Below are 23157 nucleotides of genomic sequence, written 5' to 3' on the forward strand. Positions count from 1 at the left end.
AGGCGATGCATGAAGGTTGGCATGGAGGGTGCTTGCCGTCCAATACCGAGACACAACACAGCCATATGAGAGTCGTATGAGCAGGATCGACCTGCGAAGCCTTCGCTACTTCGTCGCCGTGGCCGATGCGCAGAGCGTCGGCAAAGCGGCGCTGCGGCTGCACATGGCGCAGCCGCCGCTGTCGGTGCAGATCCGTGCACTGGAGACCCAACTTGGGGCGCAGCTGTTTCGCCGCTTGTCAGGCGGCATGCAGCTGACTGATGCCGGCCAGGCGATGCTGGTGCGGGCGCGATCGGCGCTCGCGCTCGCGCAGGACGGCTTTGAGGCGGCGCGTGCCGTGGCCGCAGGCCGGAGCGGCCGTCTCACGGTCGGCTACATGTTCGCGCTGGGCTATTCGCTCTTGCCGAAGCTCGTGCCGCAGCTGCGGGCCGAAATGCCGGACGTCGAACTCCAGCTCGTGGAGATGAGCGCGGCCAATTACGAAGCCATGATCTCTGAACTCAAGGTCACAGTCGCTGTGTGCATGCCACCGGCGATCCGCGACGGCATCGCGACCTCGATAGTCGCATCCGAGCCCTTGTGCGTGGCAATGGCAGCAGACTCGCCGCTCGCGCAGCTTCGCCACATCCCTCTCGCGACTTTGTGTGGCCACAGTCTCATTAGTCTGCCGGGGCCGGTGGAAGGCGTCGACCACTCTCTGGTAGCCAGACTTCTACGGCGCGAGCACATCAGCATGACGATCGCGCACCGCGTCGAGACCATCCATGCGGCCTACCCCCTGATCATGGCCGGCGAAGGTGTGGCGATCCTGCCTGCCTGCGCGGCCTACGGCAGTCCGCCCGGCCTGGAGTTCAGGCCGCTGGCAGGTGTCGAGGACCAGTTCGATGTCGCAGTCTGCTGGAGAAGCGACCTCCCAAGTCCCTTGATCGAGCCCTTCGTGGACGCGGTGCGCTCTGCCCTCGCGGGGACGCCTCGCATCAAGGCAACCTTGTGATTGCTACGGCCGATTCGGAGCGTACCAACTGGTCGCCTTGGTCTAGGGTCGTCTGATACCTGTCCGTGCGACACGACAGCGCCGAGCGCGAGAACGGCCCGAGGGCAGGAGTTGGACAAGTCTCCATGGAGGAAACCGCGGAAAGCGCCACCGAGGACCGAGAAGGCTACGAAGCTATGGGGATTCGGTCGGTGTGAATCAAGCTCGTGCCGGTGACGCGACGCAAGAATTCTGGCGATGGCCTCGTTGATGCGCAGTGGATCGCGCTCGGCTATCGCTCACCCAACGAATTCGAATCCCATCTCGCTCAGCAGGCGGCTTAGTTCTGATGGCCCCAGTGGTCCAGTCCGATGGGGTTCAGTCCACCCGGTGGCTCAGTTTTACTTCGGCGCGGACACCGACTCGTTCCTTCACGACTGCGTTCCGGGCCATCAGGCAGGCAGATGGGCGATCGATGCGATCTCGACCAGTGCGTCCGGCCTGACCAGCCCGCACTGAATGCAGAAGCGCGCGGGCTTCTCGCCGGGAAAGAATTCCGCGCGCCGAGGGAACGAGAATTTCTTTGGGCATGGCGATCAGGTGTGGAGTGACAGACTCGCAGGGCTGCTTCGTGATTCAAGCCGCCCGGGCCTTGAGCCAATCGTCCGCGCGAGGCAGCCCTCGCGGATTCGATCGATGCAGCTCGTAGTAAGGGACCAGTGGATTGAAGATCTCGTACAGACGAACCAGCTCGGCGACGGGGTCTTCGTTCAGGTCGATGCGCAGGTCGATCAGCGGCCCTTCGCGGTCGCCGAACACCGCCATGTCCGAAGACCTTTGTCCGCCGTGCTGGCCTCCTGCATCCCGGCCTGCCTCCAGGCTTGCGAGCAGCCTCCGCGCGAACGGCAGGCCATTGGAATCCTTATAGGCGGCCGCCATGGCCTCGACGGTCGCGGAACTGGTGAGGACGTTGCCGAGCACGGCAAAGTTGTCGCCGACGATGTGACCCGCGTAGGGGAGACAGCTCTCGCCGGTGAATGCGGCGATCCGTCCCTTGTTGTCGATCGCGGCGAGTTGGCGATTCGCGAAGAATTCGTCGCTGCCGATCATGGCCTTCATGGCCGCCTCGGCATCCAGCCCGTTCTGAATCATTAGCGCGCCGACCTTCTGGCATCGGCCGACGGTGCTGATGCCCAGGCAGAACCCCATCATGGGCACATGGCGGTAGAGATCGAGCCCTCCCGCCGCGATCGTTCGGGTTGTCTTTGCGATTCCGAAGTGACCTGTCTGCGGGTCACGCGCAACGATGGCGAATGTCATGCACTTGTTCCTGGGTGTTCACTCACCGAATTTCACCGGCGTCGTTTCGAGCGTCTTGCGGATGGTTTCCACGTCGCGAGCCGTGATCCGCGCGATTTCCTCGGCACCTGCCGGCTGAAGGCTGAGCCCGAAAACCGCAAGTCGCTCCTTCATTCCGGGCTCGGCCAGAACGGTCGTCAGCGTGCTGCCGAACCGGGTGGCCGCTTCCGCCGGAATCCCGGGAGGCGCGAAAAATCCAAAGTTGATGTCCTGGACATAGCCCGGGATGAACCTGGCGATCGGTTCCACCCCTGGAATCAGATGGGATGCGGTTGCCGAGGTCACGGCGATGGCCCTGAGCTTTCCTGCCTTGATGCTCTCGGCAATCACGGGCGACGGCGTGCTGAAGAAGGCCTTGATGTCGCCGGCCAGCGCGGCCTGGACCACCGGTGCGGTTCCCCGAAATGGCACATACACGAGCTTCGTGTTCGCGCTTCGCGCAAGCACGGCCGTTGCGATCTCGACGATGGGGCCACCCCCTCCGATGTCCAGCCCGGCCGCTTGCTTTCGTGCCCAATCGAGGAAACTGGGGAAATCGGTGGCCGGACTGCCGGCATGAACGAGTAGTCCCATGGGTGTGCTTCCCACACCCATGACCGGGATCACGGATCTCAAGGGATCGAATGTCTGATCCTTGGTTATCAGCGGCACCTGGACCACGCCAGTGACCGTTGTGTACAGGAAAGTGTAGCCGTCGGCCTGCGCGTTCGCGACGGCGAGTATGCCGACCGCGCCGGCACCGCCACTTCGGTTTTCGACGATCACTTGTTGGCCAAGGAGGGCGCTCATTCGCTGGGCAACATAGCGGGTCACCACGTCGCCGGGCCCGCCGGCAGGAAAGTTCAGGATGACCCGGACGGGTTTGCGAGGCCATCCCTCTGCCCACGCAGCGGGCCAAAAGGCGGCGCCGGTGACCGCGATCAGTATGCTGCGACGGTTGTACAACATGGTTTCTCCGACAAGTGCATCACCATTAAGGAAGTAGAATTCTTATTCTGTTTTCTATGCATGTCAACGCCTCTCCTTTGGCCGTTATGCAGGGCGACGGCTGATACAACAATAATTACCGATGGTCAACACCATGCGAACCCAAGTTTCTTTTGCCGAGGTTGAAGCCTGGGCTTGCGGGGGCTACCTGCCGGAGATGAAGCCGTCGCGCCAAAAACGCAGTGCAAGTACCGCTGCCGCATTGATAGAAGCGGGGCGAAGGTTGCTTCACGATCGCTCGCTGGAGGACCTCTCCATCGAAGCGATTTGCGCAGACGCCAAGACGACCATAGGGGCGTTCTATGGTCGATTCGAGAACAAGCAGCACTTCTTCCTGACGCTGCAGCGCGTTCAGACGATGCGCACAGAACAATCGATCCGGGAATTCGTCGCGCGGCACCCTCCGGATGCGTCCTCGATCGATGCACTTTGCCGCGACATCGTGGACGAGGCCATCGGAAACTTCCGCTCAAACCTCGGCGTTATGCGTGCTTCCTTGCAGCACAGCAAGGAGGGCATGTGGGAAGTGATCAAGAAGTCCGGGGATCGGTACCGCGTGATGCTCGTCGATCTCATTGGCCCGTACCTGTCCTCGGTGCCGCTGGACCAGCGGCGCCTGCGGATCCTGTTCGCCTACCAGGCGCTCGCGGGGGTGCTGGTGCATGCGGTGCTCAACAACCCGGGGCCCCTGGCACTTGAGGACGACCAGATACGCGATGAGCTCGTTCGCCTGATGAAGGCCTATCTGATTGCTCCCTAGACAGAAGCGGCAGCCGCAACGCGGCTATCTTGCCATTTTTAGAATTAGAATTTGCATTCCAAATTATTTGGGATGCGAACATGAATCACAAAACCGGCAAATGGCCTGCCCTGGGAAGGGCCATGAAGGGCGCCCCCAACATCATCGTGTTTCTGACCGATGACGTCGGATATGGGGCATGCAGCACTTTCGGCGGCCCGATCGACACGCAGAACCTGGACAGCCTGGCGATGGGCGGGTTGCGATTCACCCAGTTCCATACCACCGCCATGTGCTCGCCAACACGCGCGGCGCTCCTCACGGGCCGCAACCCGCATCGGGTGGGCATGGGCAGGGTGACCGCCCGCCCCTCGAGTTACGACGGCTATACCAGCGTGATCCCAAAGTCCGCGGGAACCATGGCTGACGTGCTTCGGGCCAACGGCTATGCCACCGCCATGTTCGGGAAGGGTCACATCACGCCGGAATGGGAGATGAGCCCGTTGGGGCCATTCGACAGATGGCCGACCGGCATGGGATTCGATTACTTCTACGGATTCCTCGGTTTCGACACGAACATGTGGTCACCGGACCTAGTGGAGAACACGTCGCATGTGCGCCCTCCGGAGGGTGGCCGCCACTTCGATGGAATCATGGCGGACCGCACCATCGACTGGATCGCGCAGCAGAAGGCCGTCGCTGCGGATAAGCCATTCTTCATCTACTACGCGACCGGCACGGCGCACTCACCCCATCACGCGCCGCATGAATGGCTCCAGAAATACCGCGGCAGATTCGACGAGGGGTGGGATGCCATCCGTTCGCAGACCTTCGAGCGGCAGAAGGTCGCGGGACTGATCCCCAGGGACACTGTCCTCACGCCGCGGCCCGGCAACTTGCCTGCATGGACCTCCATCTCAGCCGATCACAGGACGCTCGCCGCCCGGCTGATGGAGGCATACGCTGCCGCGTTGGATCATTTCGACCACCAGGCGGGTCGCATCATCAATGCGCTGAAAGATTGGGACGAATTCGACAACACATTGATCCTGTTCATCCAGGGCGATAACGGTGGCAGCGCGGAAGGAGGATTCAATGGCCTGCTGTTCGAGCAATCCTGGGCGAACGGGTTCGAGGAGAAGCTCGAAGACCAGATCAAGATCATCGACAGGATCGGGGGGCCGGCTGCATACAACCATTTCCCCGCGGCCTGGGGATGGGCTATCAACAGCCCGTTCCAGTACTACAAGCAGGTGGCATCCCACTTTGGCGGTACGCGAAACGGCCTCGTGGTCTCATGGCCAGACCGACTGCGCGAGCGCGCGGAAGTCCGGACACAGTTCCACCACGTCGTCGACATTTTCCCGACGGTTCTCGATGCGGCCGGCATCGAGGCGCCCGCAGTGGTCAACGGCATCGCCCAGGACCCTGTGGACGGGGTGAGCATGCTCTACGCCTTCGACAGCACACAGGCAGCCTCCAATCGAAGAACCCAGGTCTTCGAATCGATGCAGAACTTCGGCATCTATCACGAAGGCTGGATGGCATGCACCACGCCCGAGAATGATCCATGGGAAAGCTTTGCACTCAGAAAAGCGAGCATTCCCGAGGGGCGGCGATGGGAACTCTATGAATTGCACAACGACTTCAGCCAGTCAATCGATCTGGCCGAGCAGCAGCCCCAAAAACTCCAGGCGCTCAAGGAGCTTTTCTGGAAGCTGGCGTCGGACGGAAAGATTCTCCCCATTCATCCACCCGGAGAAGCGGCCGCGGGACGACCCAGCCATGGCGCGGCGCGCAACTCGTTCCAATATCGCCGCCGCTTGCGGAATCTGCACTCCGACGCCGCACCGCACACCGTGGGCCGCTCCTTCCGCATCAGTTGCGAAGTGGTCGTCGGCCCCAACGGGGGGCATGGCGTGCTTGCCTCCCACGGCAGTTGCATCAATGGCTACGCCTTCTATCTCCTGGAGGGTGTCCCGGTCCTCTACTACAACGCCATCCATCCGGTAAGTTGCCGCATCGCGGGAGCCGCGCTTTCACCTGGCCGGCACCTACTGGTCGCGAAAGTCGATCTGGAAGAAAGAAGACCGGGCTCGGCTGCGTCACTGTCCATCGAAGCCGATGGACATGTCGTCGCAAGGGGGCGCATTGACAGGACCCTGAAGACATTCCTGAACCAGAATGGCTTCAACGTCGGAGGGGACGCCGTGAGTCCCGTGTCTCCCGACTACGGCCTCGATGACTGCGAGTTCGACGGCGAGCTCCCTCGCCTCCACGTCGACCTCGAATAGCCCCGGCGAACCAGGTGGCTACCACCCACAACACCCCGCTGCCGTACTTCTCCAGCTTGGCCGCGCCGATTCCGCTGATGCCTTGAAGGTCGCTGAGCGATTGCGGCGCCACTGCCGCCACCGTCCCCAGCGTCGCATCATGGAAAATGACATAGGCCGGGAGGTTGTGGCACGCGCCACTTCGGCGCGCCAAGCTTTCAGGGCCGCGAACCTCGCTTCGGCCGGTCCCGTCAATCCCGCTGCGACCGCCGGGGCCGCCTTGACTCCAGCCTTGCGACGCCGGGCGTCCGATCTTCTTTGTTCGTGGACAAAATATTCGCAAACAGACCTCTGCGCTCTGGGCGGCTAGGCAAATGCCTTGCTGCTGCCGACAGGAATGCGAATCCGCAAACGAGGCGCGATGCGTTTTCGCCAGAGGCCGCCAAAGTGTCAAAAGTTCCGAAGACTGAATCCCCAAGCCTTGCTTTTCCATTCAGCTGCGCACACAACGCTCGGCGGTAAGCATCATTTGACGGCTCGCCACCCACGCCAGCGTGTCGACTCTTGCATGCAGATCCCGAGCACGGCGATCGTCGACGCCGACGGGTACTGATCGATGTCATCGGCGCGTCACCGAGTGAAGCCCAAGATGCGCCCCGGCGATCCTGCCGGCCCGCTGAGGGAGAACACCCGATGACCCGCTCGCTGCTTCGACGCCTGCACAGCTCCGCCACGCAGCTGGGTGCGGGACTGGTCACCCTCGGCCTCGTCGCCTGCATCCAGCTGCCAGCCCACGCCGACCAGGGCGAGGCGAACGCGGCGTATGCGATCGGGCTCTGGGGCGACCTCCCCTACTCCCCAGTCCAGGAAGCCGTCGGATTGCCCAACCTGCTGGCCGACATGAACGCGCAGAAGCTCACGTTCACCGTGCATAACGGCGACCTCAAGCAGGGCTCGGGAAGCCTGTGCGACGACGGCCTCTACCACCGTGCCGTGGGCTGGTTCAATGCGCTGCAGGGCGCGGCCATGTTCACGCCGGGCGACAACGACTGGACCGATTGCGACCGGCCGGCCAACGGCGGTTTCAGCTCGCGCGAACGGCTCGACCGCGAGCGCCAGGTGTTCTTCTCTACGCCGCTCTCGATGGGCCGCGATCCGACCGTGCAGGAAGTCCAGACCGAAGTCCTGTGCCTCGGCCAGGCCGGCGCCGTGCCATGCGTCGAGAATCGACGCTGGAAAGTGGGTCGGGTCACCTACGTCACGCTGAACATCCCAGGCTCCTGCAACAACCTGTGCGACACGGCCCCGGACCCGGCGGAGTTCCAGGCACGCAATGCGGCGAACATCAAGTGGCTGCGCGAGTCCTTCGCGGCGGCGGCGCAAACCGGCTCGGTGGCGCTCATGATCATTGCCCAGGCCAACCCCGGCTGGGACAAGAGCGACCCCACGCGCGCGCCGCTGCGGGACCCGCTGACGCTGGAACAGACCGACGGAGCACCCGACGGCTACAAGGAATACCTTCTGGCCCTGCGCGAACACGTGATCGCGTTCCGGCGCCCGGTGGCGTACGTGCATGGCGATTCGCACTACTTCCGCATCGACAAGCCCTTCCTGGACGCCCGCGGCCGCCGTCTCGAGAACTTCACCCGCGTCGAGACTTTCGGCGACAACGCGGCCAACGGCAACAATGACGTCCAGTGGCTGAAGGTCGTGGTGGATCCGAAGAGCCGCGATGTCTTCTCTTACCAGCCGATGATCGTGCCCGGCAACCGCGAGGCGGTGCCGGCGCCCTAACCCGACTGCAGCTGCAAGGGGTGTTTGGTCTTGTAATCGTTGCTTCACCGTCGCACCTCAGAATGCATCCTGACAGCCGACAGGCGCTGGTAGAGGTTGCTTCGGTGCTCGCCCATACCGGGTGGTTCTTCGATGCCTGCGGCTGTCTCGCATCCCTGGTACCACGCTCACGATAGCGAGTGGCCAGTCAGAACAGCAGCCACAAGACCGACCTTGAACGTGTCGCCCTCCCTACGCTCTCTCGATTGCCGCTCAACGCGCTTCGTCACCCACGAGAAGGCGGCACATGCGGTTGGTACATCTGGGGTGGCGAACTGTCCGGCAACCCGAGGTTCTTTCAGCCGCTCCACGTAAGCCATCTCGGTTTACATGCCCCAGTCCTCCTGCCGTACCTCGCGCTGGCGCGCGGTTGGCGCGTGCTACTTGCCACTGGGCAGGCTGAGGTCTGGTATGACCCGGGGCTCTTGGCCGTTTAGACGGGCCGCTGGCCATGGCAACATGCGGCCATCACCGGTCCTTGGGCCGCGCCAATCGGGCGGCAGCTCAAGACTTGGGAGCTGTCATTCAGCGGCGCTGGGCCGACCACCGACTACCGACTCTTGGCAGTTCGCTGCCGATAAGATGCTGACCGTCAATGCTCGGCATGCGAGCGCTTCGCCGCGCTGGGCATCAAGCACACCGGTGGATGCGGCAGATCGTATCCTTTGCAGGTTCGTGCAGACAGCACGGGCTTGCAGCCGGTATCGAGACGGCCGACACTGGGTCAAGTCGCGCACGAAAGGCAACTTGGGCTCCTGTTTCCCAAGGAAATCAAGGAGCGCTTACGAACCGTCGTGAGGTCCTCGAATGTCAGACATCAGCTCGTGGCTCCAAGGTCTTGGCCTTGAGAGGTATTGCGAAGTCTTCGCCAGCAACGACATCGACGTGACGGTCGTGCCGGACCTGACCGAACAGGACCTTGAAAAGCTGGGGCTGTCGCTCGGCCACCGCCGCAAGCTCCTCGCCGCAGCGTCCAAGCTGCGGCAAGCCACCACCATGCCTGCCGGCCCCGTTGCGCCTGCTCCGGCCGCCAAGGAGGTCGAACGCCGCCAGGTCACCGTGGTGTTCACGGACCTGGTGGGCTCGACCGCGATCGCCAGCCAGCTCGACCCCGAGGACCTCGACCAGTTGTTGCGCAGGTATCGCGATGCCTGCGCCCGCGTGATTGAGAGCTTCGACGGCCACATCGCCCAATACCTGGGGGACGGCGTACTGGCCTACTTCGGCTATCCGCAGGCACAGGAACAGTCGACTGAGCGCGCGATCCGATCGGCACTCGAGATGGTGATGGCGGTCGCTCGTCTGCAGCGCCCCGATGGCCAGGCGCTGCAGGCCCGCGTCGGCGTCGCCACGGGCCTGGTCGTCGGGCACGCTGCCGGTGACGGACGCGAACAGACAGTGGTCGGCGATACGCCGAATTTGGCAGCCCGTCTGCAAGCGCTTGCCGAACCCGGCAGCGTGCTGGTGAGCCCGATGACACGGCAACTCAGTGGCGAATTCTTCGAGTACGTGTCCGCCGGCGAACACGCGCTGAAGGGCTTTGACAAGCCTGTCCCCGTCTGGAAGGTGGTGCGCGAACGCAGCGTGGAGAGTCGGTTCGCCGCGTCGCGCGGCAGACTTGCCGGGCCGATCGTTGCGCGAGAGCGGGAACAGGTCCTTCTTCTCGATTCATGGCAACGTGCGGTCCAGGGCAACGGCCACCTCGTGTTGCTCGGCGGCGATGCAGGAATGGGCAAGTCGCGGTTGGTCGAGGCGCTCGCCGAGCGAATACGCGACACGCCGCATCGGCTGCTGCGCTGCCATTGCTCTCCCTATCACAGCAACAGCGCGTTGTACCCGCTGACCCAGTTGCTGCGGCACGAAGCGGCGATTCAGACCGAGCGCGCAACAGAAGAGAACCTGGGCAAGCTCGAAGCCCTGCTGCCGCGCCTCGGCCGGACATCGCGCCGGGACCTGCTTTTGATCGCGGAGTTGCTCGACCTTCCCACGCCCGACCGCCTGTCGCCGATGGAGATGACCACGGCACAGCGCAACCTGGAAATACTCGCCATCCTCGAAGACTTCGTGCTCGCCACGCCCGACGATGTGCCGGTGCTGTTGTTGTTGGAGGACGCGCACTGGAGCGACCCCACGACACAAAGCCTGGTGGAACGGCTGCTGTCGCGCATCGGGTCGCGCAAGGTGCTCGCCCTTGTCAGCCACCGGCCCGAATTCCGCAAACCCTGGAGCGAGCACATGAACGCCACGGCCATTTCATGCAAGCCGCTGGGACACGACCAAAGTGCTGCCATAGCCCGCCGCGCCGCTGGAGATTGGCCGATCGATGAGGCGCTGATCCAGCAGATCGTGGAGCGCAGCGACGGCGTACCGTTGTATGTCGAAGAACTCACCAAGGCGGTGATCGACATGCAGGCTGCGCACGCCGTTGTCGTGCCTTCGACGCTGCAGGATTCCCTGATGTCCCGGCTGGATCGTCTGGGCGAAGCCGAGGACATTGCGCTGGTAGCCTCCGTGATCGGGCGCCATTTCTCCTACCCGCTCCTGGCGGCCATTGCCGGCGTGCAGGAGGCCACGCTGCGCGCGGGCTTGGATCGGCTGCTCGGTGCAGGCCTCGTATTCGCCACCGAGGACTCGCAACAGGATGGCTACAGCTTCAACCATTCTCTGGTGCAGGAGGCGGCGTACGAAAGCCTGTCGCGCAGCCGTCGCCAGGCCTTGCACCTGAGAATTGCCGAACTGCTGGCATCGCAGCAGGACACCTCGGCCGCCAGCGCGCCCGAGATTGTTGCCCACCATTTCGACCGCGCGGCGCAGGCAGAGCGATCGTGCGCGTATTGGATGCTTGCCGCGGAAAGGTCGGGGTGGCGCTCGGCCCATGCCGAGGCGATCGCCAACCTGAATGCCGCGCTTGCGCAAGCAGAACGAATCACCGACGCCGCGACGCGTGCGCGCTGCACGATCGAAGCAAAGCTCAAACTGGGTGCGACCTTCAACATCCAGTCCGGGCCGCTGAGCCATGACATGGCAGCGGTGCTGACGCAGGCCTATGCGCTGGCCAAGAAGGCCGACTCCGAACGGCAACTGTTCCAGGCGACATGGGGGCTGTACATCACCAAGGTCAACTCGCGCCAGTTCGACGATGCCCGCATCTTGGGCGATGAACTGACAGCGATCAGCCGCAAGCTCGGCGATGACGATCTGCAGATGGAAGGCCTGCATCACCGCTGGGGCATCTGGTACTTCACGGGCCAGACCGCGAAGATGCTGGAGGCGTCTCGTGAAGGCGTTCGCCGCTACGATGCGCAGCGCCACCACCGCCTGTCCCAGGTGTATGCGGGCCATGACCTGGGTGTCTGTGCCCATTGCTGCACTGCCATCGGGCTGGGCCTGGGGGGTCTGGCGCAAGATGCCGCCACCAGCCTCGACTCCGCGCTGGCGCTTGCGGAGTCGGTGCAGCATCCGCTCAGCCTGACGTTCGCACTGGGGGTGGGAAGCGTCGCCCTGCAACTGGCCGGCGACATCGAAGCCTGCCAGAACATGGCTGAGCGCGAGATGCAGGTGGCAATGAAGTACGACTTGCCGCTGCAGCGCGGGCTCGGGCAGTTCATGCTCGGCCTGGCGCGCGCACGGCAAGGGGACATCGCCGCCGGGCTGGTCATGATGGAGGCGAACTACGACACGGCGGTCAGGCACAGTTTCCTCGGCGTGTATCCGCATTTGGTCATGATCGAAGCGCTGAGGTGGGGCGGCCGCGGCAAGGAGGCGTTGGCGCTCGTCACGCGCACCTTCGACACGCTGATTTCGCCGGAAGTCGGCATCCATGTTCCGGAGATGTGGCGGCTGCGTGCAGAGCTTGCGCTGGCGGACTCGGCGGTGAACGCGGCACTCGCCGAAGGTTGGCTGCGTACCGCCGTGCGCATCGCCTCGGAGCAGGGTGCGACGGTCTACCAGACAAGAGCTGAGTCGGCGCTGGCTCAGTTGGTCGATTGAAGGCAAGTTGGTCCGCGCGATTGCAGGCGAGCGGCTTGCGAGGTCTGGAGCGATCACCTGATCGCCGGAGCAGCCGTGCCCGCACTGCATATCTGCCGTTGAGCGATCGAGGGCGACGGATCGCAAGGGGCATCAGCGCCACACCAAACCGTGGTGCCCGAACTCACCGCTACGCGCAGCGCATCTTTCAGGCCATCGGGGGTGATTGCGAGGAAGACCACGTTCGCTCCTGTTGTGATTTTGCGGCGATGGCTGAGTGGCTGGTTCTGGCCGCATTCTGCCGCACGTGCACCGGCGTCAGCAGTCCCAATGCCGTCCTTCGCAGCGGAGATGCTCGACGGGGCTTGCTGCAAATCAAGGCACGCGGCACAGTCACACGTTTACGTGTTCAGTCGCACCGAAGAGAAAATCAGATGCCAAAAGCCTACTGGGTAAGCGCGTATCGCGCGGTCAACGATTCCGACAAGCTTGCCGCGTATGCGAAGCTGGCCGGCCCGGCACTCACTGCCAACGGTGCACGCTTCCTGGCGCGTGGCGAACCGTCCAAGGTCTATGAACTCGGCCTGATGCAACGCACTGTACTGATTGAGTTTGACAGCGTTGAACAAGCAATCGCCGCGCACGACAGCCCGGCGTACCAGGCAGCACTGGCTGCGCTGGGCGACGGAGCCGACCGCGAGATTCGCATCATCGAAGGTGTTTGAGCGGCAGCTGCGGGACGCGCCCTCTTTCCCTCTTTAGTACCCGCGGACAAGACAAGCTCGCGCCAGTGCGCGATTGGGAGACAGGGAAGGAAGACGCGCAATGGGGGTGCTCAGAACGAAGGGCTGCTCTTGGCCGCATTCTGCCGTAGAGCGCTGGCCTCGATGCGAAGTCCGGATGTCCAAGTGCGAACGCCAGTGCTCTTGAAGCGACAAGTTGGTCTCGGGGCCGTTGTCAATCCTCGAACTTGGCCAGAAGGCCCATGGCGCCCTTGGGGGCTAGTGCGAGGCGCTAGTTATGCCTGCCACTACGGTCAGCATGTCGCGCATTGCTTGCCGGTCCCTGAGCGTAGCCAGCCCGATGCCGACAGCCAGTTCGTCGCCCTCGACTAGAGACCGGTAGGCAACGCCCGCCCGTCTTAAGCCAGTGAACGATTTGGGCAGTAGGGCCACACCACGTCCACTAGCCACTTCACCCAACAGAACGTGGTGGTCGGTCGGTTCCCTCAGCTTTGGCGGGGCAAAGCCATGGCGCGAGAAGACCTTCTGGCAGTGGTCGTAAAACGCGGGCTGCCGCGCGCGCTCGAACCAAAAGACCGATTCACGCGCCAGGTCCGCGAGACGAACCGCCTTGCGCTTCGCCAACTGATGGGAAGACTGCATCGCGACCACCATCGGCAGGCGGTCGAGTTCCAAGACATCCAACCCATGTGCATCTGTAGGGAGTGCTACGAACGCCGCATCCAATTTGCCGGCGCGAAGCTGGCGTACAAGCCTCGGCGAGGTATCGGAAAAGGTTGACACGGCCGTTCCGGGATGAGTTGCTTGCACTCGTTGTGCCAGCCCACGGAACCAGGTCGGCTCCACTGCGCTAGTCAGGCCTAGCCGAAGCGTGGCCGGCAAGCCCTGGGTCGCGAGCTCCGCTTCGGCCTCGCGAAGCAACTTCCCGATGCTGCGCGCATAGGGCAGCAGTCTGTGCCCAGCGTCGGTGAGGTTCACGCCCTTCGTGTTGCGATCGAACAGCCGTGTTCCCAACCGCTCCTCGAGTTCCCGAATCGCCCGGCTCAGCGGCGGCTGCGACAGGTGCAATGTCTCGGCCGCCTGACGAAAGCTCAGCGCATCCGCGACGGCAAGGAAGAACGCGAGTGAGCGGGAATCCAGGCGGGTTGACATATCAAAAAGGTATCACGAACTTGGTCATTCCGCATGCTGCAGGTCATCTCTACAGTGACCTACGTCGACTTCTTGGAGGACTTCATGACCCTTTCTCGCCACGTTGCAGCGGCCGGCCTCGCCGCCCTCGCCGCGGTATCTGCTATCGCCGGGCAGCCAGTGAAACCATGGAGCGCCGAATCCATACCAGGTACGTTTTCAGCGCCGACCGGCCTCGCGTATGACGCCAGCGGCAGCCTGTACGTGACCGAATGGTCGGCCCATCGGGTGACCCACATCGACAGGACTGGCGCAAGAAAGCTCGTAACCGACTTGGTCCGTTCGCCCTCGGGCATCGCAGTAGGGCGCGACGGCGTCGTCTACGTGTCGTCCTACTCGGACGGAGTGGTCCATCGCCTTTCCCCCGACGGCAGACCCCAGGTGTTTGTACGCGGTTTGCGCACTCCGGCAGGTCTCTCCATCGACAGGGATGGCAACCTGCTCATTGCCGACCGGGGCCTCAATCAGGTCTTGCGGGCAGACACATCTGGCACGACGCGAGTATTGGCGGATGGGCTTCCGACACCCGTCGGTGCAGTCGAGCTCGCTGATGGGACGCTGGTCATTTCGAACTTTGCCGGCAGCGTTGTCGAGGTTCGGCCCGACGGCACGCAGAGTGAGCTGACTAGAAAACTCGGTGCACCAGCGGTCGGCATCGTGGCGGATGGGGCCGACGCGGTACTGGTGTCCGACTATGCAGGCACTTCGGTATGGCGCGTGACCCGCAGCGGCTCAGCCTCGACAGTGATTCAAGACCTCCGAAGCCCTGTGGCCATGGCCCGGTCCGCCGACGGCTCGGAAGTCGCCGTGGGCAACTGGGGCGACGGCACTGTGCGGCGGTACCGCAAAGGAGATGGTCAATGAGCTCCGAACGTTACGAACGCGGTTCGCGCATGTTGACTGCCGTGGATGGCCCTGCGGGCCTGGCGGTGGTCGAAGGGCTCGCGAAGTCGTTCCCGGACTTCGCGCGCTATGTGCTTGAATTCCCGTTTGGCGACATCTACGCACGGAACGGGCTGGGCTTGCGTGAACGCGAACTGGCGACGGTGGCAGCGTTGTGCGCACTTGGCCATGCGTCGCCCCAACTGCGTGTGCACGTGCATGCTGCATTGCACGTCGGCTGCAAACCGGAGGAGGTGGTCGAGGTCGTGATGCAGATGGCGGTCTACGCGGGTTTTCCGGCGGCGCTGAACGGACTGTTCGTCGTGCGGGAGGTTTTCGCAGAGACAGGAATTCAGCTCCCACTGGCCTGAGGGCACACCGTCGGACGAACGACCGGTCCTGGGGTTATGGCCGACTGTAGCCGGTTGCGCCCCTCTGGCGCTTCGGGGCCGATCCGGACTTCCTGCGACTCACATTCGACCTCCGGGAAGCCGCCGTTAGAGAGCATCTACTTGGGTGGAGCAACGGCGACTCCGCGCAGCCCACCCCCTTGATCGCGGCCGCCACCAGGTTCGCTGACTTCGCCTCCTCGACGTATTTGGCGACGTACATGGCCGCGGCAGCATTGCGCCCCTTGGGCACGCCCATGCCGATCGGCTCGACGACGATCCGGCCGTCGAGAACTCGCGAGCCTGGCCGGCTCATCGCTCCGGCGAAGAGGGCCGTCTTGGTGGCGGCAATCACTTCGACCTTTCCGGTATCCAGCAAGGCTAAGTTTTCAGCAGGGCTATTGACTCGGACCAGCTCGGCGTGTTTCAAGGTCTTCGACAGGTGGAGCTCTGCGCCGGATTTTTCGAGCACTCCGATCCGGATCCCCGCCTTGTCCACGTCCGCGGCCGTGGCGACAGGGACACCGGCGCGGACGAGGTAACCCTGTTCGACTTCCATGTAAGGCGCTGAGAAATCCATCGCCGCCGCCCGCTCGGCATTGATTCCGGCCAGTGCGACGTCCCATTCGCCGGACTTCGCACCGCCGATCAGCGCGGGAGGGTTGGAATACACGACCGCTTGGAATGGCACGCCAACGCGGCGCGCGAGCTCCTTTCCGAGATCGACTGCAACGCCTTTGAGTTCGCCGGTCGCTGAATCCTTGGTCGCATAAATCGGCCCCAGGAGAAATGCGACTCGAAGCGTGCCCGTTGGTGCCACGGCGGCTCTCGTCTCCTGGTTCACTCCCCCCTGCATTCCCGCACAGCCGCCGATGCACAGCCCGACCACCGCTGCCCGTATCCAGTCACGTATTTGCATGGTGTGCTCCTCTGAAATCACGGTTCTCTGACGCAAGCCGCGCATCGCGGCGGGCAGCCGTCAAATCACATCATCCAGGACTCCAGTTTCCGAGAGCGGCCAGCCGCGACGGTCCGCTCCTGGCCGGAAGCAGGCATACGGTTAAGCGACAGCGTGCCCCCGGCCTGCAGCAAGTGACTCGGCACAGCGCTGGTCCCGTCCGACCTCCGACTACTTTCGATGTCCATGACGCGGCTCATCGTCATGTTCGCTGCTCTCGCCTCAGGCCGGCTAGGTCCGGGCCCCGACTGTTTGCGCATTTATTAGCTTGTTTGCGCATTTATTGACCTGTTCAGGCATTTATTGACCTAGAACAACTTCTTCAGGTGCACCCCAACCCCGGGAATACCCCCACAGAAAAACGCCGGATCTTGCCTACATTGCTTGTATGCAAGATTACTGATCTCTTGCATGCAACCAAACACGGAGATCCCCCATGCCCCGTTTCGCCAAATCGCTCTTCGGTCAGGTGGTCATCGCGCTGGTGCTCGGCGTGCTGGCGGGCCTGTTCTTTCCCGACTTCGCCGTCAAGCTCAAGCCGCTGGGCGACGGCTTCATCAAGCTGATCAAGATGATCATCCCGGTGCTGGTGTTCTGCGTGGTGGTGCACGGCATCGCCGGCGCAGGCGACCTGAAGCGCGTGGGCCGGGTCGGCGTCAAGTCGCTGATCTACTTCGAGGTGCTGACCACCATCGCGCTGGCCATGGGCCTGGTGCTGGCCTTCGTGTTCAAGCCCGGCGTGGGCATGAACGTGGACCCCGGCGCGCTCGACGCCGCGGCCATGAGCGCCTATGCCTCGAACGCCGACAAGCTCACCAGCGGCGGCACGGTCGACTTCCTCATGAAGCTGATCCCGACCACGGTGGTCAACGCCTTCGCCACCGGCGACGTGCTGCAGGTGCTGCTGTTCGCGGTGCTGTTCGGCTGCGCGCTGGCGCTCCTGGGCCCGCGCGGCAAGCCGGTCGGCGATTTCGTCGACACGCTCTCGCTGGTGCTGTTCAAGATCATGGGCATCATCATCAAGCTGGCACCGCTGGGCGTGCTGGGCGCCATCGCCTTCACGGTGGGCAAGTACGGCATCGGCTCGCTCAAGCAGCTGGGCATGCTGGTGGCGCTGTTCTACGCTTCCGTCATCGTCTTCGTGTTCGTGGTGCTGGGCTTCGTGATGCGGCTCTCGGGCTTCAGCCTCGTCAAGCTGCTGCGCTACCTGCGCGAGGAACTGACCATCGTGTTCGCTACCACCTCGTCGGACAGCGTGCTGCCGCAGATCATGGCCAAGCTGCGCCACATGGGCATCCGCGACTCGACCGTCGGCTTGGTGATCCCGACCGGCTACTCCTTCAACCTCGACGCCTTCTCGATCTACATCACGCTGGCGGCCGTGTTCATCGCGCAGGCGACCAACACGCCGGTCTCGATGACCGACCTCTTGACCATCCTGGCGATCGCGCTGGTCACATCCAAGGGCGCGCACGGCGTGCCGGGTTCAGCGATCGTGGTGCTGGCCGCCACGCTGCATGCGATTCCCGCCATCCCGGCCATCGGGCTGGTGCTGGTGCTCTCGGTCGACTGGTTCATGGGCATCGCACGCGCCCTGGGCAACCTGATCGGCAACTGTGTCGCCACCGTCGCGATCGCGGCCTGGGAAGGCGACATCGACCGCGAGCGCGCCCATGCGGTGCTGAACGGCACCCACTCGCCCGAGGACGAGCCGCTGGCAGAGCCCGACTCCCCGGTCGCCGCGGCGCACGCCGCCCACGCGGCACACGCGGCACACTAGGGCTCATTCACAAGCCCTCGCCATGACCGACGTCACGCCCACCACCATCGCCGAGCGCGTGGTCGAAGCCATCCTGGCGCAGAAGCTCGCGCCCGGCGAGCGCCTCGGCGAGCAGGACCTGGCGGAGAACTTCGGCGTCAGCCGCACCATGGTGCGCGAGGCGCTGATGCAGCTGCAGGCGCGCGGCTTCGTCGAGGTGCAGTCGCGCCGCGGCTGGTACGTGGTGCAGCCTTCGGCCGAAGAGGCGCGCGATGCCTTCGCCGCGCGCCGCATCGTCGAGGCCGGCATCCTGGCCGAGGCGGGACGGCCGCTCTCGAAGGTGATCCGCAAGCTGCGCGAGCACATCGCCGACGAGAAGCGCGCCATCGCCGGCGCGGATGCCGCGACGCGCGCCTTCCTCTTGGCCGACTTCCATGTCTGCCTGGCCGACCAGATGGGCCACCGCCTGCTGGTCGACGTGCTGCGCGACCTCACGGCCCGCACCACGCTCGCGGCCACGCTGTTCCAGTCGAAGCACGAGGCCGGGCAATCGTGCGCCGAGCATGCGGCGATCGTGGCCGCGCTGGAGGCCGGCGACACGAAGCGCGCGCGGCAGCTGATGCTCGACCACATCGGCAACGTCGAGCAGGCGCTGCAGGTCGAAGCCGAAGCCGCGCCGGGCGCCGACGAGCGCCTGCGCGCCACGCTGGCGCCGGTGGCGCTCCCAAGGGCGTCGCGCTGAGGGAGCGGCAAACCCGGTCGGCTACAGTAGCCGGCGTATGAATTCACCCCAACTCCAGCGCGGCGTCTTCCTGCTCCTGCTGGCGTCCGTCACGGCCGCCTTCCTCGCGATCCTGGCCCCCTTCTCCGGCGCGGTGCTCTGGGGCGTGGCGCTGGCCATCCTGTTCACGCCGCTCTACAAGCGGCTGCTCAGGAAGATGCCCACGCGGCGCAACCTCGCGGCGCTCGCCACGCTCACGATCTGCCTGGTGATCGTGATCATCCCGCTCTCGATGGTCACCGCCTCGCTGGTGCAGGAGGTGTCGCTGGTGGCGCAGAAGATCCGCTCGGGCGAGATCAACTTCGTGCGCTACCTGCAGCAGATCGCGGCCGCCTTGCCGCAATGGCTGCTCAACCTGCTGGATCGATTCGGCCTCGGCAACATCGAAGCGCTGCTGGCCAAGCTCTCGCAGGGCGCGGCCCAGGGCACCCAGCTGATCGCGACACAGGCGGTCAACATCGGGCAGAACACCTTCGAGTTCCTGGTCAGCTTCGCGGTCATGCTGTACCTGCTGTACTTCCTGCTGCGCGACGGCACCGAGCTGTCGAAGTCGGTGCGCGAGGCGCTGCCGCTGGCGCGGCCGCACACGCACTACCTGCTCAACAAGTTCACCACCGTGATCCGCGCCACCATCAAGGGCAACGTGGCGGTCGCGGCCGTGCAGGGCGCGCTGGGCGGCCTCGCGTTCTGGTTCCTGGACGTGCAGGGCGCGCTGCTGTGGGCCGTGCTGATGGCCTTTCTCTCGCTGCTGCCGGCGGTGGGCGCGGCGCTGATCTGGCTGCCCGTGGCGCTCTACTTCCTGGCCACCGGCGAGATCTGGCAGGGCGTGTTCCTGATCGTCTTCGGCGTGGTCGTGATCGGGCTGGTTGACAACATCCTGCGGCCGCTCCTGGTCGGCAAGGACACCCAGATGCCCGACTACATCGTGCTGCTCTCCACCATCGGCGGCATGGCACTCTTCGGCATCAACGGCTTCGTGATCGGGCCGGTGATCGCCGCGCTGTTCCTGGCCGCCTGGGACCTGTTCTCCTCGTCGAACGAGGAGCAGGACGAGCCGCCGACCTGAATCCGGACGCGCTTCGCCCGCCGCTCGCGCATTTGGCGCGCGCATTTTGCATTCCGTCGCATGGCGCTGGGCAGCAGCCGGCGGCCGCGCGATCTTCGGGCCTCCACTTCCGACGAGGCCCTCATGAATCCTTCTGCTCCCCTGCCCCGCCGCGGCACGCGCGCCCTGTGCGCCGCCGCCCTGCTCGCCCCACTGGGCGCGCTCGCCGCCGACCTGACCCTGAGCGTCGTGGACGGTCCGGCGACCGAAGCCACGCTCTATGTCGCGCTCTTCGACAGCGCCGAAGGCTACGCCGGCAACAAGGCGCTGGCGGCCCAGACCGTGCCGCTGCGCGCCGGCGCGGCCCGGCTCGCTTTCCCTGGCCTGGCGCCCGGACGCTATGCGCTGCGAGTGTTCGCGGACGAGAACGGAAACGGCAAGCTCGACACCAACCCCATGGGCATGCCGACCGAACGCTACGGCTTCTCGAACGACGCCAAGGGCAACCGCGCTGCGCCGGGCTTCGATGCCGCGTCGTTCAGCGTCGATGCCGATCTCAAGACCGTCATCCACCTGCGCTGAGGCGGAGATGCTAAGACGCGAACTCCTGCGCCTGCTCGCATCGGCCGGCGCCACTCCCCTGCTGACCTCTATCGTGCATGCCGGCACCGACAGCTGGCAAGCCGACTTCGAAGCCTCCGATGCGCCCTGGAAGATCGGCTTCGCCACGCCACCGGCCGACCTGCCGCTCGCCCGCACCGCGGTGCGCGGCCGCTTCCCCGACGCGGTCGCGGGCACGCTCTTTCGCATCGGTCCGACGGGCCACGACCTGGGCGGTGAGCGCTACCACCACTGGTTCGACGGCGACGGCATGGTGCATCGCTTCGTCATCGAAGGCACGCAGGTCCATCACCAGGGCCGCTACGTCCAGACGCCCAAGCGCGTGGCCGAAGTGCGCGCCGGCCGCCGGCTGACCGAGGCCTTCGGCACGATCCCGCCGGGCGTCGAGCCACCGGCCTCGGCCGACAGCATCAATGTCGCCAACACCAGCGTGCTGCCGCTCGCGGGCGAAGTGCTCGCGCTGTGGGAAGGCGGATCGGCCACGTGCGTCGACGCACGCACGCTCGACACACTGGGCCTGAAGACCTGGCGCCCCGACCTCGCCGGCATGCCCTTCTCGGCCCATCCCAGGGTGGACCCGGACGGCACGATCTGGAACTTCGGCGTCGGCTCCGGCCAAGGGCTGCTGGCGCTCTACGAGATCGCACCCGACGGCGCGCTGCGCCGCGCGGCCGTGGTGCCGGTGGGCGAGCTGCCGATGATCCACGACTTCGCCGTCACCGAGCAGCACCTGGTCTTCCTGATGCCGCCGCTGGTCTACGACGTCAAGCGCAAGGAGGCCGGTGCGAACTTTCTCGATGCGCACGTGTGGCGCCCGGAGCTGGGCATGCGCGCGCTGGTGGTCGACAAGAAGAATTGGGACCGGCGCCAGCTGCTCACGCTGCCGGCGGGTTTTCTGTTCCACGTCGGCAATGCGTGGGAAGAGAACACGCCGCGCGGCACGCGGATCCACATCGACTACGTGCGCTCGGAGAACGCCAGCTCGGTGTTCACCACCAACCGCGAGCTGATGCGCGCTCGCCGCGTGAAGAGCACCGATGCGTACCTGACCGTGGCCACGCTGAATCTCGCCACCGGACAGGCCACGCAAGAGGCGCTGCCGCTGGACGCCGAGTTCCCGCGCATCGACCCGCGCCGCGTCGGCCTGCGCCATCGCAGCGTGGTGCATGCGACGCAGGGCAGGCGCGAGCAGCCCGGCTTCGGCGCCGTCGCGCGCACCGATGTCGAAACCGGCCGCAGCCAGCGCTTCGCCTACGGCCCGCAAGCGATGGTGGAGGAACACCTGTTCGTGCCCGACGGCACAGGCCCGGGCTGGATCCTCGGCACCGTGCTCGACGTCGCGCAGAAGCGAACGCTGTTGTCGTGCTTTGCGGCCGATCGGCTGGCTGCCGGGCCGGTGGCGCAGGCGACGCTGCCCTATGCGTTGCCGCTAGGCTTGCACGGAGCTTTCGTGCCGGCCTGAAGGAAGGCGGGACCCATCATCTGCCGATACCAGGCATGGAAGTGCCACATGCCGTCCTCCAAAGGCGACTGGTAGGGCCCCACCTCCGAGACGCCGCGCTCGAGCAGCGCGCGGCGGCCCGCGTCCATGCGCTCGCCGATCTCGTCGTCTTCCCTGGCGGTTTCCATGTAGGCGGCGCGTTGCGCCTCGACGAACTCGCGTTCGAAGGCAGCGATCTCCTCCGGGTAGTAGAACTCGACGACATTGACCGTGTCCTGCGGCCCCTTCGGATAGAGCGTCGACAGCACCAGCACGTGCGGATAGAGCTCGATCATGTGGGTCGGGAAATAGGTCACCCACACGGCGCCGAAATCGGGCGCGGCGCCGGTGCGATAGTCCAGCAGGCGCTCGTGCCAGGTGCGATAGACCTCCGTGCCGGGCTGGCTCAGCGATTGATGCACGCCGACGCGCTGCATGCTGTACCAGTCGGCGAAATCCCAGTGCAGCTCGCTGCAGCTGACGAAAGCGCCCAGGCCCGGGTGGAAAGGCGCGACGTGGTAGTCCTCCAGGTACACCTCGATGAAGGTCTTCCAGTTGTAGTTGCACTGATGAACCTCGACATGGTCGAGCACGTAGTCCGAGAAGTCGAACTCGGGCCGCGCGAACAGCGCCGCCATGTCCTGCGCCGGATCGCGTGCGCCTTCGAACAGCAGGCCCTGGCAGTTGCGCAAGCCGAAGCGCTGCAGGTTCTTGCAGGGTTTGGGCTCGAACTGCGGCGCGCCCAGCAGCTCGCCGCGGTCGTCGTAGGTCCATCGGTGCAGCGGGCAGACGATGTGGCCGCCGGTCGCGCCCAGGTTGCCGCTGGGGTTGGCGAGCCCGCGCACGTCGCCGGTCTCGCCGCCGAGGATCAGCGCCTGCCGGTGCCGGCAGACGTTGGACATCAGCGTCACCCCCTCGGCGTTGCGCACCAGCACGCGGCCGCCGCCCTCCTGCGCGAGCCGGCGCCAGTCGCCGACCTGCGGGACGGTCTTCTCGTGCCCGACATAGCGGGCCGATCGATCGAAGATCAGTTCCTGCTCGCGTGCGAACAGGGCTGGGTCGAAGTAGGCATCGACGGGCAGCTGCGTGGACGCCGGCAGAACATGCGTGAGGCGTGCGACATCGTTCATCGGAATCTCCAAGGCGTGACGGGATGCACCGGGCCTTTGCCGGCG

General features: G+C 64.8%; 19 protein-coding genes and 2 pseudogenes. 14 read left to right on the forward strand and 7 right to left on the reverse strand.

Going from position 1 to position 23157, the window contains the following annotated elements; translation table 11 throughout:
- The first annotated feature begins 76 nt into the window (after positions 1–76).
- Positions 77–994: a LysR family transcriptional regulator gene (locus tag ACSQ9A_RS20655; protein WP_436304972.1), complete on the forward strand. Its 918-nt coding sequence runs from the start codon at positions 77–79 to the stop codon at positions 992–994.
- Between the two features lie 431 nt (positions 995–1425).
- On the opposite strand, the pseudogene ACSQ9A_RS20660 reads toward ACSQ9A_RS20655, so the two are convergent.
- The 3 genes and pseudogenes from ACSQ9A_RS20660 to ACSQ9A_RS20670 form a co-directional block, all read right to left on the reverse strand.
- Positions 1426–1533 (reverse strand): annotated as a pseudogene (locus tag ACSQ9A_RS20660) (pyrimidine utilization protein C); the annotation flags it as partial.
- Positions 1534–1609: 76 nt separating this feature from the next.
- The gene (locus ACSQ9A_RS20665; RefSeq protein ID WP_436304973.1) at positions 1610–2293 is read right to left on the reverse strand and encodes a DUF1028 domain-containing protein; all 684 of its coding nucleotides are present in this window, start codon (positions 2291–2293) and stop codon (positions 1610–1612) included.
- Positions 2294–2311: 18 nt separating this feature from the next.
- Complete coding sequence (locus ACSQ9A_RS20670) at positions 2312–3280, reverse strand: Bug family tripartite tricarboxylate transporter substrate binding protein (protein WP_436304974.1); 969 nt, start codon at positions 3278–3280, stop codon at positions 2312–2314.
- Between the two features lie 121 nt (positions 3281–3401).
- Here ACSQ9A_RS20670 and ACSQ9A_RS20675 point away from each other — a divergent pair, with 121 nt between their 5' ends.
- Positions 3402–4079, forward strand: a complete 678-nt coding sequence (locus ACSQ9A_RS20675; protein WP_436304975.1) for a TetR/AcrR family transcriptional regulator — start codon at positions 3402–3404, stop codon at positions 4077–4079.
- Between the two features lie 80 nt (positions 4080–4159).
- Positions 4160–6352: an arylsulfatase gene (locus tag ACSQ9A_RS20680; protein ID WP_436304976.1), complete on the forward strand. Its 2193-nt coding sequence runs from the start codon at positions 4160–4162 to the stop codon at positions 6350–6352.
- Positions 6353–6368: 16 nt separating this feature from the next.
- Here the strand turns inward: ACSQ9A_RS20680 and ACSQ9A_RS20685 are convergent.
- Positions 6369–6634: pseudogene (locus ACSQ9A_RS20685) on the reverse strand (HRDC domain-containing protein); the annotation flags it as partial.
- Between the two features lie 390 nt (positions 6635–7024).
- On the opposite strand from ACSQ9A_RS20685, the gene ACSQ9A_RS20690 reads away from it, so the two are divergent.
- The 4 genes from ACSQ9A_RS20690 to ACSQ9A_RS20705 all read left to right on the forward strand — a co-directional run bounded on the left by ACSQ9A_RS20690 (position 7025) and on the right by ACSQ9A_RS20705 (position 12858).
- The gene (locus ACSQ9A_RS20690; RefSeq protein ID WP_436304977.1) at positions 7025–8125 is read left to right on the forward strand and encodes a hypothetical protein; all 1101 of its coding nucleotides are present in this window, start codon (positions 7025–7027) and stop codon (positions 8123–8125) included.
- Between the two features lie 179 nt (positions 8126–8304).
- Positions 8305–8601 carry an immunity protein Imm33 domain-containing protein gene (locus tag ACSQ9A_RS20695; RefSeq protein WP_436304978.1) on the forward strand — a complete coding sequence of 99 codons (297 nt, stop codon included), beginning with the start codon at positions 8305–8307 and terminating at the stop codon, positions 8599–8601.
- 370 nt (positions 8602–8971) lie between these two features.
- Complete coding sequence (locus ACSQ9A_RS20700; RefSeq protein ID WP_436304979.1) at positions 8972–12154, forward strand: adenylate/guanylate cyclase domain-containing protein; 3183 nt, start codon at positions 8972–8974, stop codon at positions 12152–12154.
- A gap of 413 nt (positions 12155–12567) precedes the next feature.
- Positions 12568–12858, forward strand: a complete 291-nt coding sequence (locus ACSQ9A_RS20705) for a DUF1330 domain-containing protein (RefSeq protein ID WP_436304980.1) — start codon at positions 12568–12570, stop codon at positions 12856–12858.
- Between the two features lie 276 nt (positions 12859–13134).
- Here the strand turns inward: ACSQ9A_RS20705 and ACSQ9A_RS20710 are convergent, their stop codons facing one another.
- Positions 13135–14028, reverse strand: coding sequence for a LysR substrate-binding domain-containing protein (locus tag ACSQ9A_RS20710; RefSeq protein ID WP_436304981.1), 894 nt, complete (start codon positions 14026–14028; stop codon positions 13135–13137).
- 33 nt (positions 14029–14061) lie between these two features.
- Here ACSQ9A_RS20710 and ACSQ9A_RS20715 point away from each other — a divergent pair, with 33 nt between their 5' ends.
- Complete coding sequence (locus ACSQ9A_RS20715; protein WP_436304982.1) at positions 14062–14931, forward strand: hypothetical protein; 870 nt, start codon at positions 14062–14064, stop codon at positions 14929–14931.
- Complete coding sequence (locus ACSQ9A_RS20720) at positions 14928–15320, forward strand: carboxymuconolactone decarboxylase family protein (RefSeq protein ID WP_436304984.1); 393 nt, start codon at positions 14928–14930, stop codon at positions 15318–15320. Before ACSQ9A_RS20715 ends, ACSQ9A_RS20720 begins: the two co-directional genes overlap by 4 nt.
- Before the next feature lie 34 nt (positions 15321–15354).
- Here ACSQ9A_RS20720 and ACSQ9A_RS20725 read toward each other — a convergent pair whose 3' ends face one another.
- Positions 15355–16257, reverse strand: coding sequence for a transporter substrate-binding domain-containing protein (locus ACSQ9A_RS20725; protein ID WP_436304985.1), 903 nt, complete (start codon positions 16255–16257; stop codon positions 15355–15357).
- A gap of 475 nt (positions 16258–16732) precedes the next feature.
- Between ACSQ9A_RS20725 and ACSQ9A_RS20730 the strand changes: the two genes are divergently transcribed.
- The 5 genes from ACSQ9A_RS20730 (at position 16733) to ACSQ9A_RS20750 (ending at position 21964) form a co-directional block, all read left to right on the forward strand.
- Positions 16733–18076 carry a C4-dicarboxylate transporter DctA gene (locus tag ACSQ9A_RS20730; RefSeq protein ID WP_436304986.1) on the forward strand — a complete coding sequence of 448 codons (1344 nt, stop codon included), beginning with the start codon at positions 16733–16735 and terminating at the stop codon, positions 18074–18076.
- Between the two features lie 22 nt (positions 18077–18098).
- Positions 18099–18797, forward strand: a complete 699-nt coding sequence (locus tag ACSQ9A_RS20735; RefSeq protein WP_436295007.1) for a GntR family transcriptional regulator — start codon at positions 18099–18101, stop codon at positions 18795–18797.
- A 37-nt stretch (positions 18798–18834) separates the two neighbouring features.
- Entirely contained in the window at positions 18835–19902 is a 1068-nt protein-coding gene (locus ACSQ9A_RS20740) for an AI-2E family transporter (protein WP_436304988.1), read from the forward strand.
- 123 nt (positions 19903–20025) lie between these two features.
- Positions 20026–20463: a DUF2141 domain-containing protein gene (locus ACSQ9A_RS20745; protein WP_436304989.1), complete on the forward strand. Its 438-nt coding sequence runs from the start codon at positions 20026–20028 to the stop codon at positions 20461–20463.
- Between the two features lie 7 nt (positions 20464–20470).
- Positions 20471–21964, forward strand: a complete 1494-nt coding sequence (locus ACSQ9A_RS20750; RefSeq protein ID WP_436304990.1) for a carotenoid oxygenase family protein — start codon at positions 20471–20473, stop codon at positions 21962–21964.
- Here ACSQ9A_RS20750 and ACSQ9A_RS20755 read toward each other — a convergent pair.
- A complete protein-coding gene (locus ACSQ9A_RS20755) occupies positions 21919–23112 on the reverse strand; it encodes an aromatic ring-hydroxylating oxygenase subunit alpha (protein WP_436304991.1) in 1194 nt (397 codons plus the stop codon). The genes ACSQ9A_RS20750 and ACSQ9A_RS20755 overlap by 46 nt on opposite strands.
- Positions 23113–23157 lie beyond the last annotated feature (45 nt).

Source organism: Variovorax sp. LjRoot290 (assembly GCF_964253985.1).
Taxonomy (GTDB): domain Bacteria; phylum Pseudomonadota; class Gammaproteobacteria; order Burkholderiales; family Burkholderiaceae_C; genus Variovorax.

Coding starts and splice junctions, on each gene's coding strand:
- ACSQ9A_RS20655 (WP_436304972.1), top strand. CDS start 77: ATGAGCAGGATCGACCTGCGAAGCCTTCGCTACTTCGTCGCCGTGGCC.
- ACSQ9A_RS20665 (WP_436304973.1), bottom strand. CDS start 2,293: ATGACATTCGCCATCGTTGCGCGTGACCCGCAGACAGGTCACTTCGGA.
- ACSQ9A_RS20670 (WP_436304974.1), bottom strand. CDS start 3,280: ATGTTGTACAACCGTCGCAGCATACTGATCGCGGTCACCGGCGCCGCC.
- ACSQ9A_RS20675 (WP_436304975.1), top strand. CDS start 3,402: ATGGTCAACACCATGCGAACCCAAGTTTCTTTTGCCGAGGTTGAAGCC.
- ACSQ9A_RS20680 (WP_436304976.1), top strand. CDS start 4,160: ATGAATCACAAAACCGGCAAATGGCCTGCCCTGGGAAGGGCCATGAAG.
- ACSQ9A_RS20690 (WP_436304977.1), top strand. CDS start 7,025: ATGACCCGCTCGCTGCTTCGACGCCTGCACAGCTCCGCCACGCAGCTG.
- ACSQ9A_RS20700 (WP_436304979.1), top strand. CDS start 8,972: ATGTCAGACATCAGCTCGTGGCTCCAAGGTCTTGGCCTTGAGAGGTAT.
- ACSQ9A_RS20705 (WP_436304980.1), top strand. CDS start 12,568: ATGCCAAAAGCCTACTGGGTAAGCGCGTATCGCGCGGTCAACGATTCC.
- ACSQ9A_RS20710 (WP_436304981.1), bottom strand. CDS start 14,028: ATGTCAACCCGCCTGGATTCCCGCTCACTCGCGTTCTTCCTTGCCGTC.
- ACSQ9A_RS20715 (WP_436304982.1), top strand. CDS start 14,062: ATGCTGCAGGTCATCTCTACAGTGACCTACGTCGACTTCTTGGAGGAC.
- ACSQ9A_RS20720 (WP_436304984.1), top strand. CDS start 14,928: ATGAGCTCCGAACGTTACGAACGCGGTTCGCGCATGTTGACTGCCGTG.
- ACSQ9A_RS20725 (WP_436304985.1), bottom strand. CDS start 16,257: ATGCAAATACGTGACTGGATACGGGCAGCGGTGGTCGGGCTGTGCATC.
- ACSQ9A_RS20730 (WP_436304986.1), top strand. CDS start 16,733: ATGCCCCGTTTCGCCAAATCGCTCTTCGGTCAGGTGGTCATCGCGCTG.
- ACSQ9A_RS20735 (WP_436295007.1), top strand. CDS start 18,099: ATGACCGACGTCACGCCCACCACCATCGCCGAGCGCGTGGTCGAAGCC.
- ACSQ9A_RS20740 (WP_436304988.1), top strand. CDS start 18,835: ATGAATTCACCCCAACTCCAGCGCGGCGTCTTCCTGCTCCTGCTGGCG.
- ACSQ9A_RS20745 (WP_436304989.1), top strand. CDS start 20,026: ATGAATCCTTCTGCTCCCCTGCCCCGCCGCGGCACGCGCGCCCTGTGC.
- ACSQ9A_RS20750 (WP_436304990.1), top strand. CDS start 20,471: ATGCTAAGACGCGAACTCCTGCGCCTGCTCGCATCGGCCGGCGCCACT.
- ACSQ9A_RS20755 (WP_436304991.1), bottom strand. CDS start 23,112: ATGAACGATGTCGCACGCCTCACGCATGTTCTGCCGGCGTCCACGCAG.